13 protein-coding genes are annotated in these 13,604 nt (G+C 66.0%); 10 read left to right on the forward strand and 3 right to left on the reverse strand.

What is annotated here, in order from left to right:
• Positions 1–26: 26 nt before the first annotated feature.
• Both QMZ16_RS00515 and QMZ16_RS00520 read right to left on the reverse strand, forming a co-directional pair.
• Positions 27–869 carry a CoA ester lyase gene (locus QMZ16_RS00515; protein WP_282601688.1) on the reverse strand — a complete coding sequence of 281 codons (843 nt, stop codon included), beginning with the start codon at positions 867–869 and terminating at the stop codon, positions 27–29.
• A gap of 83 nt (positions 870–952) precedes the next feature.
• A complete protein-coding gene (locus tag QMZ16_RS00520) occupies positions 953–1,702 on the reverse strand; it encodes a sulfite exporter TauE/SafE family protein (RefSeq protein WP_348984642.1) in 750 nt (249 codons plus the stop codon).
• Positions 1,703–1,838: 136 nt separating this feature from the next.
• Between QMZ16_RS00520 and mdh the strand changes: the two genes are divergently transcribed.
• From mdh to QMZ16_RS00570, 10 genes are all read left to right on the forward strand, one after another.
• Entirely contained in the window at positions 1,839–2,801 is a 963-nt protein-coding gene (gene mdh, locus QMZ16_RS00525) for a malate dehydrogenase (protein WP_022708408.1), read from the forward strand.
• A gap of 241 nt (positions 2,802–3,042) precedes the next feature.
• Positions 3,043–4,236 (forward strand): ADP-forming succinate--CoA ligase subunit beta, encoded by a 1,194-nt coding sequence (gene sucC / locus QMZ16_RS00530; RefSeq protein ID WP_022708407.1) that lies wholly within the window; start codon positions 3,043–3,045, stop codon positions 4,234–4,236.
• Between the two features lie 79 nt (positions 4,237–4,315).
• Entirely contained in the window at positions 4,316–5,200 is an 885-nt protein-coding gene (sucD, locus tag QMZ16_RS00535; protein WP_022708406.1) for a succinate--CoA ligase subunit alpha, read from the forward strand.
• A 64-nt stretch (positions 5,201–5,264) separates the two neighbouring features.
• Positions 5,265–5,660, forward strand: a complete 396-nt coding sequence (locus QMZ16_RS00540; protein WP_156845256.1) for a hypothetical protein — start codon at positions 5,265–5,267, stop codon at positions 5,658–5,660.
• A 33-nt stretch (positions 5,661–5,693) separates the two neighbouring features.
• A complete protein-coding gene (locus QMZ16_RS00545) occupies positions 5,694–8,660 on the forward strand; it encodes a 2-oxoglutarate dehydrogenase E1 component (protein ID WP_022708404.1) in 2,967 nt (988 codons plus the stop codon).
• Between the two features lie 3 nt (positions 8,661–8,663).
• Positions 8,664–10,172 carry a 2-oxoglutarate dehydrogenase complex dihydrolipoyllysine-residue succinyltransferase gene (odhB, locus tag QMZ16_RS00550; protein WP_282601689.1) on the forward strand — a complete coding sequence of 503 codons (1,509 nt, stop codon included), beginning with the start codon at positions 8,664–8,666 and terminating at the stop codon, positions 10,170–10,172.
• 120 nt (positions 10,173–10,292) lie between these two features.
• Positions 10,293–10,547: a hypothetical protein gene (locus tag QMZ16_RS00555; protein WP_282601690.1), complete on the forward strand. Its 255-nt coding sequence runs from the start codon at positions 10,293–10,295 to the stop codon at positions 10,545–10,547.
• Between the two features lies 1 nt (position 10,548).
• Positions 10,549–10,944 (forward strand): MAPEG family protein, encoded by a 396-nt coding sequence (locus QMZ16_RS00560; RefSeq protein ID WP_282601691.1) that lies wholly within the window; start codon positions 10,549–10,551, stop codon positions 10,942–10,944.
• Positions 10,945–10,997: 53 nt separating this feature from the next.
• The gene (gene lpdA, locus QMZ16_RS00565; protein WP_282601829.1) at positions 10,998–12,392 is read left to right on the forward strand and encodes a dihydrolipoyl dehydrogenase; all 1,395 of its coding nucleotides are present in this window, start codon (positions 10,998–11,000) and stop codon (positions 12,390–12,392) included.
• Positions 12,385–12,897 carry a lytic transglycosylase domain-containing protein gene (locus QMZ16_RS00570; protein WP_282601692.1) on the forward strand — a complete coding sequence of 171 codons (513 nt, stop codon included), beginning with the start codon at positions 12,385–12,387 and terminating at the stop codon, positions 12,895–12,897. Before lpdA ends, QMZ16_RS00570 begins: the two co-directional genes overlap by 8 nt.
• Positions 12,898–12,927: 30 nt before the next feature.
• Here QMZ16_RS00570 and QMZ16_RS00575 read toward each other — a convergent pair whose 3' ends face one another.
• On the reverse strand, positions 12,928–13,545 hold the full coding sequence (locus QMZ16_RS00575) for a lytic transglycosylase domain-containing protein (RefSeq protein WP_282601693.1): 618 nt from the start codon (positions 13,543–13,545) through the stop codon (positions 12,928–12,930).
• Between the last annotated feature and the right edge of the window lie 59 nt (positions 13,546–13,604).

Here is a 13,604-nt window from a genome sequence, read left to right on the forward strand (position 1 = left end):
AATGCGTCTTCGGTCGCAGACTGCCCCTATTCCGCCATGGCCGCAATCGCCTCGGCCCGGTCGATGGTGCGGCGCGCGGTCTCGACATGAAGGTTCTCGACGATGCGGCCATCCACGACGGCGACGCCCCGCCCCGCGGCCTGAGCCTGCTCGAACGCCTCGATCTGGCGGCGGGCCAGGTCGATCTCGGGTTCGGTCGGGGCAAAGGCCGCATTGGCCACCGCCAGCTGGGCCGGGTGGATCAGCGTCTTGCCGTCGAAGCCCATGTCGCGCCCCTGTTCGCATTCGGCGCGCAGCCCGTCCTCGTCCTTGAAGGCATTGAAGACGCCATCGACGATGACCCGGCCATGCGCCCGCGCGGCCAGCAGGCACAGGCCCAGACCCGCCATCATGGGCAGACGGTCGGCGCGGAAGCGGCTGCCGATCTCTTTCGCCAGGTCGTTCGTCCCCATGACCATGCCCGACAGCCGCGGATGCGCCGCGATGGCGCCTGCGTTCAGCATGCCCAGGGGCGTCTCCATCATCGCCCAGAGCGGGGCGTCGGGCAGCAGCTCGGCCACGGCGTCCAGATCCTCGGGGCCGTCCACCTTGGGGATCAGCACGCCATCGACGGGCAGGTCGGCGCAGGCCACGGCATCGGCCCTGCCCCATTCCGTCGCAAGCGCATTGATCCGAACGATGCGCGCACGCGGGCCGTAATCCTGCGCAAGCGCCTGCCGCAGCGCATCGCGCGCCGCCACCTTCTGGTCGGGCGCGACCGCATCCTCGAGGTCGAAGATGATCGCATCGGCAGGCAATCCGCGCGCCTTGTCCATCGCCCGCGCATTCGCCGCAGGTATATAGAGAACCGACCGGTAGGGACGCGCCATGAATTCCTCCTCGCAACAATGTTGCGCCAAGGTGCATATTCACGCCAGATATGGCAAGACCGAAATTGCCGCATCGCAGAATATCAGGCCAGCGCCTGCCAGATCAGCCGCAGCGACACGATCAGCAGGCCCCAGGTCAGCAGCTTGTAGAACAGCGCCTGCGGTATGATGCGCACCAGCCGCAGCCCGACCCAGACGGCCACCAGCGAAACGGGCATCAGCACCGCCGAGGTCACGAGGTTCGGCGCGGACAACTGTCCCAGCAGCGCATAGGGCAGCAGCTTGATCCAGTTGCCGATCGCGAAGAACCAGGTCGTCGTGCCCGCGAAGATCAGCGGGGTCATGCGCAGCGGCTGGGCATAGACCTGCCACAGCGGCGCACCCGAATGGCTGACGAAGCTCGTATAGCCCGCAAGCCCGCCCCACAGGCTGCCCTGCGACCAGCGCGGGCGCTGCGGAAGGCCGCCGATCTTCGGGCGCAGCAGCGCGTTCAGCGCGAAGGCGAAGCCGATCAGCCCGACGATCAGCGTGACACCCCAGACCGGCACGATGCTGGCCGTCGCCCAGCCAAGCGCGATGCCGCCGATGGCCCCCGGCAGCGATTTCCTCAGGACCTCGGTGTCGAAATTGCGCCGGAATGCCAGCAGCCCGCCTACGTCCGAGACGACATAGACCGGCAGCAGCACGCCCGCCGCCTGCACCGGGGACAGCACCAGCGACAGCAGCGGAACCGAGATGATTCCCGCCATCGCCAGCCCGCCCTTGGCCAGCCCGATGGCCGATGCGGCGATCAGGGCCAGCGCCCATCCCCCGGTTCCCAGGTCCAGAAGCATGCAATCCCCCCTTGCAGATGCTGCAATGGATGGCGCGAGGGGGCCGCGAAGGCAAGCGCCGTGTCCCGACACTTGCGATTCCCACGGCAACGGCTTAACCCGACTGCGACAACGACCCATGTATCGGAGGTTACACATGGCCCGACCCAAGATCGCACTCATCGGTGCGGGGCAGATCGGCGGCACGCTGGCGCATCTGGCCGCGATGAAGGAACTGGGCGACGTCGTCCTGTTCGACATCGCCGAAGGCACCCCGCAGGGCAAGGCTCTCGACATCGCGGAATCCGGCCCCTCCGAAGGGTTCGACGCCACGCTGAAGGGCACCAACGACTATGCCGACATCGCGGGCGCGGACGTCTGCATCGTCACCGCCGGTGTCCCGCGCAAGCCGGGCATGAGCCGCGACGACCTGCTGGGCATCAACCTGAAGGTCATGAAATCGGTCGGCGAAGGCATCGCGGCACACGCCCCGAACGCATTCGTGATCTGCATCACCAACCCGCTGGACGCCATGGTCTGGGCGCTGCAGAAGTTCTCGGGCCTGCCCGCGAACAAGGTCTGCGGCATGGCCGGCGTGCTGGATTCGGCGCGCTTCCGCCACTTCCTGTCGCTGGAATTCGGCGTGTCCATGAAGGACGTCACCGCCTTCGTGCTGGGCGGCCACGGCGACACGATGGTCCCGCTGACCCGCTACTCGACCGTCGCCGGCATCCCGCTGCCGGACCTGGTCAAGATGGGTTGGACCACGCAGGAGAAGCTGGACGCCATCGTGCAGCGCACCCGTGACGGCGGCGCCGAGATCGTCGGCCTGCTGAAGACCGGTTCGGCCTTCTATGCCCCCGCCACCAGCGCGATCGAGATGGCCGAGGCCTATCTGAAGGACCAGAAGCGCGTCCTGCCCTGCGCGGCGAACGTGGACGGCGCCTATGGCCTGAAGGACATGTATGTCGGCGTTCCGACCGTGATCGGCGCGAACGGCATCGAACGTGTCGTGGACATCAAGCTGGACAAGGAAGAGCAGGCGATGTTCGACAAGTCGGTCGACGCCGTGAAGGGCCTGGTCGAGGCCTGCAAGGGCATCGACGGCTCGCTCGCCTGATCCCTAGCTGACCTGAACATGCCTGGCGGCGCGTCCCCGGACGCGCCGCTTCGCGTTCCGCCAATACGAGTCGCGATGTTTTCGCTATCGGAACGGGCGTTCGTGATCACAGTATTTCCTCGTGTGATCACATTGGGCGAGATGCCGCCGGTTTTACCGATTTTCAGGGGAATTCGTTTCATCTGCCCGTCACGATATGCGACAAGGCCCCAAATCTGTCGAACCGAACGAGGGGGTCGAGATGAACATCCACGAATATCAGGCCAAGGCGCTGCTGCGTCAGTACGGCGCGCCGGTCAGCGATGGCCGCATCGTCATGAAGGCCGACGAGGCGAAGACCGCCGCGGGCGAAATGGACGGCCCGCTTTGGGTGGTCAAGGCGCAGATCCACGCAGGTGGCCGCGGCAAGGGCAGCTTCAAGGAAGCCGAAGCCGGTGAAAAAGGCGGCGTCCGCCTGGCCAAGTCGGTGGAAGAAGCCGAGGAACTGACCCGTCAGATGCTGGGCCGCACGCTGGTCACGCACCAGACCGGTCCCGCGGGCAAGCAGGTCAACCGCATCTATATCGAGGATGGTTCGGACATCGAGACCGAACTGTACCTGGCCCTGCTGGTCGACCGCGTCACCAGCCGCGTCAGCTTCGTCGCCTCGACCGAGGGCGGCATGGACATTGAGGAAGTCGCAGCCTCGACCCCCGAGAAGATCGTCAGCTTCAGCGTCGATCCGGCCTCGGGCCTGTCGGACTTCCACGGCCGCCGCGTCGCCTTCGCCCTGGGCCTGAAGGGCCCGCAGGTCAAGCAGTGCGTCGCCCTGGTCAAGAACCTGTATCGCATGTTCATCGAGAAGGACATGGAGATGCTGGAGATCAACCCGCTGATCGTCACCACCGAGGGCAACCTCAAGTGCCTCGACGCGAAGATGGGCTTCGACAACAACGCGCTCTATCGCCAGGCCGACATCATGGCCCTGCGCGACGAGACCGAGGAAGATCCCAAGGAACTGGCCGCCTCGAAGTTCGACCTGAACTACATCGCGCTGGACGGCGAGATCGGCTGCATGGTCAACGGCGCGGGCCTGGCCATGGCCACCATGGACATCATCAAGCTGTTCGGCGCCGAGCCGGCCAACTTCCTCGATGTCGGCGGCGGCGCGACCAAGGAGAAGGTCACCGAGGCCTTCAAGATCATCACCAGCGACCAGAACGTCAAAGGCATCCTGGTCAACATCTTCGGCGGCATCATGCGCTGCGACATCATCGCGGAAGGCATCATCGCCGCCGTGAAGGAAGTCGGCCTGCAGGTCCCGCTGGTCGTCCGCCTGGAAGGCACCAATGTCGAGCTGGGCAAAGAGATCATCGCGAACAGCGGCCTGAACGTGATCGCTGCCGACGACCTGTCGGATGCGGCGCAGAAGATCGTCAAGGCCGTGAAGGGCTGAGCAGCAGGCTGCGCCCCGGCGGCGCAGCTTCCTCTGGAACATCGGTGCGCGTCGGCGCACCTCACGCAAGGAGGCCATGATGGCCGTTCTCGTTGACAAGAATACCAAAGTCATCTGCCAGGGCCTGACCGGCTCGCAGGGTACTTTCCACACCGAACAGGCGATCGCCTACGGCACGCAGATGGTCGGCGGCGTCACGCCGGGCAAGGGCGGGTCCGAGCACCTGAACCTGCCCGTCTTCAACTCGGTCCACGAGGCCGTCGAGAAGACCGGTGCCAACGCATCCGCGATCTATGTCCCGCCCCCCTTCGCGGCGGATTCGATCCTGGAAGCCATCGACGCCGAGATCCCGCTGATCGTCTGCATCACCGAAGGCATCCCGGTTCTGGACATGATGCGCGTCAAGCGTGCGCTGATCAATTCGAAGTCGCGCCTGATCGGCCCGAACTGCCCGGGCATCATGACGCCCGACGAATGCAAGATCGGCATCATGCCGGGCTCGATCTTCAAGCGCGGCAGCGTCGGCGTCGTGTCGCGTTCGGGCACCCTGACCTACGAGGCCGTCAAGCAGACGACCGACGTGGGTCTGGGCCAGTCCAGCGCGGTCGGCATCGGCGGCGACCCGATCAAGGGCATGGAGCATATCGACGTGCTGCAGATGTTCCTGGACGACCCCGAGACCGAGTCGATCATCATGATCGGCGAGATCGGCGGTTCGGCCGAGGAAGAGGCCGCCGAGTTCCTGGCCGAGCAGAAGCGCAAGGGCAACTGGAAGCCGACCGCAGGCTTCATCGCGGGCCGCACGGCACCTCCGGGTCGCCGCATGGGCCATGCCGGCGCCATCGTCTCGGGCGGCAAGGGCGACGCGGAATCGAAGATCGAGGCCATGAAGAAGGCCGGTGTCGTCGTTGCCGATAGCCCCGCAGGTCTGGGCGAAGCCGTTCTGAAGGCCATCAAGGGCTGATGATTTGACAGCCCGTCCCCCCGGACTAAGTTGGGGGGACGGGTCACTTCCCAAAGGACGCATCGTGCAACCACAGGAACACCAGTCGGCAATGCCGCAGCCAGACAGGGCCCGTGCCCTGCCCGGTCTTGCCGCGCCCTGGCCCCTGCTTGCAATGCTGACGCTTGCCGCCTGCGGCGAGCGCATGACCACCGACATCCTGCCCGGCGGCATTCCCGCGCGGACCGACCTGCACCAGGCCAGCGGACTTCCCGCTGAATCGGTCCGGACCGTCTCGCGTCGCGATTACGGCTGGCGGGTGATCTACCAGCCCTCGGCAGCGCCCGCGAACGCGGAAAGCCGCGCCGCCGTCGCGCTCTGCGGGCTTGAACGTCGCAGGCCGCTGCGCATCCAGCAGCAACCGCGACTGGACCCGACCGCCGATCCCGGCGCACGTATTTTCGACATCTACTGCGCCTGACCCTTTTTTATGCCCTGACACGGGGACCAACCCATGACCGATCAGCCAAAGAACTCCGAATTCCATGACTCCTCGTTCCTGCAGGGCGCCAATGCCGCCTATGTGGAACAGCTTTACGGCCAGTGGGCCAAGGACCCGGCGGCGGTCGATCAGGCGTGGGATGCATTCTTCCGCGACTTGGGCGACGCGCAGTCCGATGCGCAGCGCGAGGCCGAAGGCGCAAGCTGGGCCCGCCCCGACTGGCCGCCCATGCCGATGGACGAACTGACCTCGGCCCTGACCGGCGAATGGCCCGCGGCCGCCAAGGCGGAAGCCGGCGCCGCTGCCAAGAAAATCGCCGACAAGGCGCAGGAAAAGGGCGTCAGCCTGTCCGAGGCCCAGGTCCGTCAGGCCGTGCTGGACAGCATCCGCGCGCTGATGCTGATCCGCGCCTACCGCATCCGCGGCCACCTGCACGCCAATCTCGACCCGCTCGGGCTGCGCCAGATCCCCGATCACGGAGAGCTGAAGCCCGAGACCTACGGCTTCGGCCCCGGCGACATGGACCGCCCGATCTTCATCGACAACGTTCTGGGCCTCGAGGTCGCGTCGATCCGCCAGATCAACGAGCTGATGCAGCGCACCTATTGCGGCACCTTCGCGCTGCAATACATGCACATCTCGAACCCCGAGGAAGCCGCCTGGCTGAAGGAGCGGATCGAGGGTTACGGCAAGGAGATCCAGTTCACCCGCAACGGTCGCCGCGCCATCCTGAACAAGCTGGTCGAGGCCGAGGGCTTCGAGAAGTTCCTGCACGTCAAGTACATGGGCACCAAGCGCTTCGGCCTTGACGGCGGCGAGGCGCTGATCCCCGCGATGGAACAGATCATCAAGCGCGGCGGCGCGCTTGGCGTGAAGGAGATCGTGTTCGGCATGCCGCACCGCGGTCGCCTGTCGGTGCTGGCCAACGTGCTGTCCAAGCCCTATCGCGCGATCTTCAACGAATTCCAGGGCGGCAGCTTCAAGCCCGAGGACGTGGACGGTTCGGGCGACGTGAAATACCACCTCGGCGCCAGCTCGGACCGCGAGTTCGACGGCAACACGGTGCACCTGTCGCTGACCGCGAACCCCAGCCACCTCGAGGCCGTGAACCCGGTCGTGCTGGGCAAGGCCCGCGCGAAAAGCGACCAGCTGGGCGACCGCAAGGACCGCACCTCGGTCCTGCCGATCCTGCTGCATGGCGACGCGGCCTTCGCGGGTCAGGGCGTCGTGGCCGAATGCCTGCAGCTGTCGGGCATCCGCGGTCACCGCACCGGCGGCACGATCCACATCGTGGTGAACAACCAGATCGGCTTCACCACCGCGCCGCATTTCAGCCGCACCTCGCCCTATCCGACCGACATCGCGCTGATGGTCGAGGCGCCGATCTTCCACGTGAACGGCGACGATCCCGAAGCCGTGGTCCACGCCGCGAAGGTCGCGACCGAGTTCCGCCAGAAGTTCCGCAAGGACGTGGTCATCGACATCTTCTGCTATCGCCGCTTCGGTCACAACGAAGGCGACGAGCCGATGTTCACCAACCCGGCGATGTATCACAGCATCAAGGGCCACAAGACCACGCTGCAGCTGTACACCGAGCGTCTGGTCAAGGACGGCCTGATCCCGGAAGGCGAGATCGACGACATGAAGGCGTCGTTCCAGAACCACCTCAACGACGAGTTCGAGGCCGGCAAGACCTTCAAGCCGAACAAGGCCGACTGGCTGGACGGCAAGTGGTCGGGCATGGCCCGCGAAGGCACGGAATACGTTCCGGGCGAGACCGGCATCGCGCCCGAGCTGATGTCGCGCGTCGGCACCGCGCTGACGACCGCACCCGAGACGCATAACATGCACAAGACCGTCTCGCGCCTTCTGGAAGCCAAGAAGAAGATGTTCGAGACCGGCGAGGGCTTCGACTGGGCCACCGGCGAAGCCCTGGCGTTCGGTTCGCTGCTGACCGAAGGTCACGGCGTCCGCCTGGCAGGTCAGGACAGCACGCGCGGCACGTTCAGCCAGCGTCACTCGGCCTTCACCGACCAGAAGACCGAAGAGCGCTACTATCCGCTGAACAACATCGAGGACGGTCAGGCCCGCTACGAGGTCATCGACTCGATGCTGTCGGAATACGCGGTGCTGGGCTTCGAATACGGCTATTCGCTGGCCGAGCCCAACAGCCTGGTGCTGTGGGAAGCGCAGTTCGGCGATTTCGCCAACGGCGCGCAGATCATGTTCGACCAGTTCATCTCCTCGGGCGAGAAGAAGTGGCTGCGCATGTCCGGCCTGGTCATGCTGCTGCCCCACGGCTTCGAGGGCCAGGGCCCCGAGCACAGCTCGGCCCGCCTGGAACGCTTCCTGCAGGGCTGCGCCGAGGACAACTGGATCGTCGCGAACTGCACCACGCCGGCGAACTACTTCCACATCCTGCGCCGCCAGATCCATCGCGGGTTCCGCAAGCCGCTGGTCCTGATGACGCCGAAATCGCTGCTGCGCCATCCGATGGCCGTCAGCCGCGCCGAGGAGTTCCAGACGGGCAGCACCTTCCACCGGGTGCTGTGGGACGATGCCGAACGCGGCAGCTCGCCCACCAAGCTGGTCGAGGACGAGAAGATCAAGCGCGTCGTCGTCTGCTCGGGCAAGGTCTATTACGACCTTCTCAAGGCCCGCGACGAGGCCGGGATCACCGACGTCTACCTGCTGCGCCTGGAACAGTTCTATCCCTTCCCCGCACAGGCGATGGTCAAGGAACTTGGCCGCTTCAAGCAGGCCGAGGTCGTCTGGTGCCAGGAAGAACCCAAGAACCAGGGCGGCTGGACCTTCGTCGAGCCCTACCTGGAATGGGTGCTGGAACGTCTGGGTGCCAAGCACGGTCGCGCCCGCTATGCCGGTCGCAACGCCGCCGCGTCGGTCGCGACGGGCCTGGCCTCGCGCCACAAGGCTGAACAAGAGGCGCTGGTCGCCGAAGCGCTGAATCTGGAAGGATAAACGATGACCACCGAAGTCCGCGTGCCCGCCCTGGGCGAGTCCGTCACCGAGGCCACCATCGCCACCTGGTTCAAGAAGCCGGGCGACCGCGTCGAGGTCGACGAGATGCTGTGCGAGCTGGAGACCGACAAGGTCACCGTCGAGGTGCCCAGCCCCGCAGCCGGCACCCTGGCCGAGATCGTCGCCGCCGAAGGCGAGACGGTTGGCCCCGACGCGCTGCTGGCGCAGATCGATGAAACCGGCGCGGGCGCAAGCCCCGCCGCCAAGGACAAGCCGGCCGAGCCCAAGGCCGATACCAAACCCGAGGAAGAACAGAAGATGAGCGGCAAATCCGTTGACGTGATGGTGCCCTCGCTCGGCGAAAGCGTGAGCGAGGCCACCGTGGCCACCTGGTTCAAGAAGCCCGGCGATCGCGTCGAGGTCGATGAGATGCTGTGCGAGCTGGAGACCGACAAGGTCTCGGTCGAGGTGCCCAGCCCCGCGGCAGGCGTCCTGGCCGAGATCGTCGCCGAGGAAGGCGCGACCGTCGATGCCAAGGCCAAGCTGGCCATCATCACCGAAGGCGGCAGCGGCGCGGCCCCGGCCAAGCAGTCGGACGCGCAGGAAACCGTGCTGGAAAACGCAGGCCCCGAAGAGACGAAGCTGCGCGACGTCGAGGACGCACCTTCGGCCAAGAAGGCGATGGCCGAGAAGGGCATCGACCGCGACCAGGTGCAGGGCTCGGGCCGTGACGGTCGCGTCATGAAGGAAGACGTCGCCAAGGCCGGCAGCGCGCCCAAGGCACCCGCCGCACCGAAGGCCGTCGACGACAGCGCCCGCGAAGAGCGCGTGAAGATGACGCGCCTGCGCCAGACCATCGCCCGCCGTCTGAAGGACGCGCAGAACACCGCGGCGATGCTGACGACCTATAACGAGGTCGACATGTCGGGCATCATGGGCCTGCGCAGCGAGTACAAGGACGCCTTCGAGAAGAAGCACGGCGTCAAGCTGGGCTTCATGTCCTTCTTCGTGAAGGCCTGCTGCCACGCGCTGAAGGAAGTCCCCGAGGTCAATGCCGAGATCGACGGCACCGACGTGGTCTACAAGAACTATGTCAACATGGGCGTCGCCGTCGGCACGCCTTCGGGCCTGGTCGTTCCGGTCCTGCGCGATGCCGAGCAGAAGGGCTTTGCCGCGATCGAGAAGGAGATCGCCGAGCTGGGCAAGAAGGGTCGCGACGGCAAGCTGTCGATGGCCGAGATGCAGGGCGGCACCTTCACCATCTCGAACGGTGGCGTCTACGGCTCGCTGATGTCGTCGCCGATCCTGAACCCCCCGCAGTCGGGCATCCTGGGCATGCACAAGATCCAGGAACGTCCGATGGTCGTCGGCGGTCAGATCGTCATCCGTCCGATGATGTACCTGGCGCTGTCCTATGACCACCGCATCGTCGACGGCAAGGGCGCCGTGACCTTCCTGGTGCGCGTCAAGGAAGCGCTGGAAGATCCCCGTCGCCTGCTGATGGATCTGTGATCCGTCCGCGCCGCGCTTGACACGGGCGCGGCGATGACCCAGCCAAAGGAACGGGGCGTTCGCGCCCGGTTCCAACCCTGTCGGCCCCGACATCCGGGTCGCCACATGCGAGGCAGTGCCATGCAGCTCATCATCCGTTACGGCATTCAGGACCCGACCCGTTTCCGGACCGCCTTCGATGCGGATGCCGAGGATCGCGGCAATGCCGGTCTGACCCTTCTGCAATTGTGGACCGAAGGCGCGGGCCATGTCTGGGCGCTGTTCCAGGTCAACGACGCCAAGTCGGCGCGCGAATGGCTGGACGGCGCGGCGGCGGTCTTCGCCTCGCAGGCCGGGGTCACCGCGACCGACGCGCATTTCCTGGAGACCGCCTGACATGACGCCCGAACTGACCGTTCTCGCACTGGCCGGACTGCTGCAGTTCGGCCAATTCGTCGCCTATTCCGTCGAGGCGCAGAAGACCGTGGGCCGTCGCGTCGCGATGGGCCCGCGCGACGACGTGGCGGGCAAGCCCCTGCCCGGTCGCGCAGGCCGCCTGCAGCGCGCGCTGAACAACCATTTCGAGGGGCTCATCATGTTCACCCTTGCCGTGGTCGTCGTGACGATGGGCCAGCAGGGCAGCTTCTTCACCGCGCTGATGGCGTGGATCTATCTTGGCGCGCGCATCCTCTATGTGCCCGCCTATGTCCTGGGCTGGGTGCCCGGACGTTCGCTCATCTGGTCGGTGGGAATGGGGGCGACGGTTCTGATGATCCTTGCCGCGCTGTTCTGACCTGCCATTGAAATATGCCCGCGGGCGGTGCCACGCGGACCCGAAGGAAAGGAATTCTCATGTATGATCTGATCGTGATCGGCGCCGGTCCCGGCGGCTATGTCTGCGCCATCCGCGCGGCCCAGCTGGGCCTGAAGGTGGCCTGCGTCGAGGGCCGCGAGACGCTTGGCGGCACCTGCCTGAACGTGGGCTGCATTCCGTCCAAGGCGCTGCTTCACGCCAGCCACATGCTGCACGAGACGCACGAGAACTTCGAGAAGATGGGCCTGATGGGCGCGCATGTCGAAGTCGACTGGGCCAAGATGCAGGACTACAAGTCCGAGACCGTCAAGGGCAACACCGGCGGGATCGAGTTCCTGTTCAAGAAGAACAAGGTCGACTGGATCAAGGGCTGGGCCAGCATCGAGGCCCCGGGCAAGGTCAAGGTCGGCGACACCGTCCACGAGGCGAAGAACATCGTTCTGGCCTCCGGCTCGGTCCCGACCGCGCTGAAGGGCGTCGAGATCGACAACGACAAGGGCGTGATCGTCGATTCGACCGGCGCGCTAGCCCTGCCGAAGATCCCGAAATCGATGGTCGTCATCGGTGCTGGCGTCATCGGCCTGGAGCTCGGCTCGGTCTATCGCCGCCTCGGCGCCGAGGTGACGGTCGTGGAATACCTGGACGTCATCACCCCGGGCATGGATGCCGAGGTGCAGAAGCAGTTCCAGAAGATGCTGACCAAGCAGGGCCTGAAATTCGTGCTGGGCGCCGCCGTTCAGGGCGCGACCGCGACGGATGCCGGCGCGACCGTCAGCTATCAGCTGAAGAAGGACGGGTCCGAGCAGCAGTTCGAGGCCGAGGTCGTCCTGGTCGCCACCGGTCGCCGCCCCTATGCCGACGGGCTGGGCCTGGACGCGCTTGGCATCGAGACGACGGATCGCGGCTTCATCAAGGTGGACGGCCACTGGGCGACCAACGTCAAGGGCATCTATGCCATCGGTGACGCGGTTCCCGGCCCGATGCTGGCCCACAAGGCCGAGGACGAGGGCATGGCCGTCGCCGAGGTCATCGCGGGCAAGCACGGTCACGTTAATTACGACGTCATCCCGAGCGTGATCTACACCACCCCCGAGGTCGCCTCGGTCGGCCTGACCGAGGAAGCCGCCAAGGCCGGCGGTCGCAAGGTCAAGGTCGGCAAGTTCCCCTTCATGGGCAATGCCCGCGCCAAGGCCCAGTTCCTGGGCGAAGGCTTCGTGAAGATGATCACCGACGCCGAGACCGACCGCGTGCTGGGCTGCCACATCGTCGGCCCGTCGGCGGGCGACCTGATCCACGAGGTCTGCGTGGCGATGGAGTTCGGCGCCTCGGCCGAGGATATCGCTCTGACCTGCCACGCGCACCCGACCGTGTCGGAAGCCGTGCGCGAGGCCGCGCTGGCATGCGGCAGCGGCGCGATCCATGCGTGATCGCGCCTTGCGCGGATGGGGGGCACTGTCCCCCGTCACCACCAGGCTGGGCCGCCGGGGCCTGATCCTGTCCGCATTGGCGCTGGCCGCCTGCGGGGGATCGCCCGAACGCGATCCGGCCGCCCTTCGGGGCAACGGGCTCTATCCCAACGAGACGCCCCAGCTTCGCCAGCGCATCAATTTCTGGGCGCGGCATTACGGCATTCCGTCATCCATCGTGCAGCGCGTCGTGATCCGGGAATCGCGGCATCAGCCGGGCGTCCGCAACGGCCCCTATTACGGGCTGATGCAGATCCACCCGCAGACGGCGCGGACCATGGGCTATCGCGGGCCGGCATCGGGCCTGCTGGATGCGGACACGAACCTTCGATACGGGGTGAAATACCTGCGCGGCGCGTGGCTGGTCGCGGAAGGCGATCCGGATCAGACGATCCGGTGGTATTCGCAGGGCTACTATTACGAAGCCAAGCGCAAGGGCCTGCTGAAGAAGACGGGCCTGAAATGACCGAGGGGCCCCGCAGGGCCCCTTTTGCCATCAACCGCCCGCAATGATCCGGACATAGTTGCGCGTCTCGCGATAGGGCGGGATGCCGCCGTATTTCTGCACCGCGCCCGGCCCCGCGTTATAGGCCGCAAGGGCCAGGTTCCAGCTGCCGAACTGGTTGTACATCATGCGCAGGTAACGCGCGCCGCCGTTCAGGTTCTGGACCGGATCGGTCGGGTTCACACCCAGCTTGGCGGCGGTGCCCGGCATCAGCTGCGCAAGGCCCATCGCGCCCTTGTGGGACCGCGCATTGGGGTTCCAGCCCGATTCCTGCTGGACCAGGCGCAGGAACAGATCCTCGGGGATGCCGTTTCGCTGCGCGGCCGCGCGGGCATGCGGCAGGTATTCGGTCCGCCTGCCGGTATAGCGTGGAATGCTGGGGGTCAGCGCCGCAGCGACCGCCTCGTCGGCGGCGTTCGGCTGCAGGCGCCGCGACCCCTGGTACTGCGTTGCAAGGCGGGTATCCATCAGCCGCGTCTGGCGGGCGAACTGCTCTGCCCGCGACTTGGATGAACTGCCCGAAAGCCGCAGCCCTTCGGCCGCGACGGGGGAAGCCGCCATGACAATCACGCACATCGCCGCTTTCACGGAATGGCCGATATCGATCATCTCGCCCTCGTTCTCTCGACTTCGTCCGTTGCCGGATCTGGGCAACACTATACACGATC

It is taken from the genome of Paracoccus sp. PARArs4 (assembly GCF_947311865.1).
Lineage (GTDB): Bacteria > Pseudomonadota > Alphaproteobacteria > Rhodobacterales > Rhodobacteraceae > Paracoccus > Paracoccus zeaxanthinifaciens.

Excerpts from the sequence above, each read along its gene's own strand:
- QMZ16_RS00515 (WP_282601688.1), bottom strand. The coding sequence starts at position 869 with ATGGCGCGTCCCTACCGGTCGGTTCTCTATATACCTGCGGCGAATGCG.
- QMZ16_RS00520 (WP_348984642.1), bottom strand. The coding sequence starts at position 1,702 with ATGCTTCTGGACCTGGGAACCGGGGGATGGGCGCTGGCCCTGATCGCC.
- mdh (WP_022708408.1), top strand. The coding sequence starts at position 1,839 with ATGGCCCGACCCAAGATCGCACTCATCGGTGCGGGGCAGATCGGCGGC.
- sucC (WP_022708407.1), top strand. The coding sequence starts at position 3,043 with ATGAACATCCACGAATATCAGGCCAAGGCGCTGCTGCGTCAGTACGGC.
- sucD (WP_022708406.1), top strand. The coding sequence starts at position 4,316 with ATGGCCGTTCTCGTTGACAAGAATACCAAAGTCATCTGCCAGGGCCTG.
- QMZ16_RS00545 (WP_022708404.1), top strand. The coding sequence starts at position 5,694 with ATGACCGATCAGCCAAAGAACTCCGAATTCCATGACTCCTCGTTCCTG.
- odhB (WP_282601689.1), top strand. The coding sequence starts at position 8,664 with ATGACCACCGAAGTCCGCGTGCCCGCCCTGGGCGAGTCCGTCACCGAG.
- QMZ16_RS00555 (WP_282601690.1), top strand. The coding sequence starts at position 10,293 with ATGCAGCTCATCATCCGTTACGGCATTCAGGACCCGACCCGTTTCCGG.
- QMZ16_RS00560 (WP_282601691.1), top strand. The coding sequence starts at position 10,549 with ATGACGCCCGAACTGACCGTTCTCGCACTGGCCGGACTGCTGCAGTTC.
- QMZ16_RS00570 (WP_282601692.1), top strand. The coding sequence starts at position 12,385 with ATGCGTGATCGCGCCTTGCGCGGATGGGGGGCACTGTCCCCCGTCACC.
- QMZ16_RS00575 (WP_282601693.1), bottom strand. The coding sequence starts at position 13,545 with ATGATCGATATCGGCCATTCCGTGAAAGCGGCGATGTGCGTGATTGTC.